Source organism: Aeromonas lacus, from assembly GCF_000764665.1.
Taxonomy (GTDB): domain Bacteria; phylum Pseudomonadota; class Gammaproteobacteria; order Enterobacterales; family Aeromonadaceae; genus Aeromonas; species Aeromonas lacus.
Genome location: NZ_JRGM01000119.1, coordinates 1 through 601 on the forward strand (window position 1 = coordinate 1; position 601 = coordinate 601).

At 42.6% G+C, this 601-nt stretch carries 1 protein-coding gene; it reads right to left on the reverse strand.

The annotated features are described in order from the left end of the window. On the reverse strand, window positions 1–601 hold a 601-nt coding region (locus LG31_RS0107855; protein ID WP_033113936.1), incomplete at both ends, for a major capsid protein.

The following is a 601-nucleotide window of genomic DNA, read 5'->3' on the forward strand; positions in this document are numbered from 1 at the left end:
TCCACGGGGAGAGGTTCAGGTTGTCCAATAAGACCATTCAGCTCGTTTTTATTCGGCAAGTGGTTAGTTTCATAAATCTGAATACCGGCAATCTTCAGGCCAGTCATGGGATTATGGTTTGAACCATCCAGCTTTTCATCAAATGTCACCAGACCTTTAAACTGCTTGTGCATCCAAGGCATTTTATTAATGTCCTGTGCAGCGTTTACAAGAGCCTCATAGTCATCAGGAGTCAGAATACAAACTGCTGTGTCGATGTGTGGCACATTTTTTTTCACAAACTCTGTGCGAGCTTTATAGATTGCATCTACGATCTGCTGGCCTCGTGTCAGCTTAGAACCATCAGTGCCGTATTGGGCAAAGGTCACGTTATCGGTAAATACTTCATCAGCCAGAACATTGCCCACACCAAATACTTTCTCTGCTGCTGCCTTATCAGTAATAAATGCAGCCTTAGCGATGATACGCATTACATTCTTATCCATACCATTAGCCATTTCATAGGCAAGTTCTTTGACATAATGGGAACGGACATTAAAGCTGTTGAGGTCATTATCTACTTCAGGGACAAATACCATTGAGTAAAGCACACCATCTACAG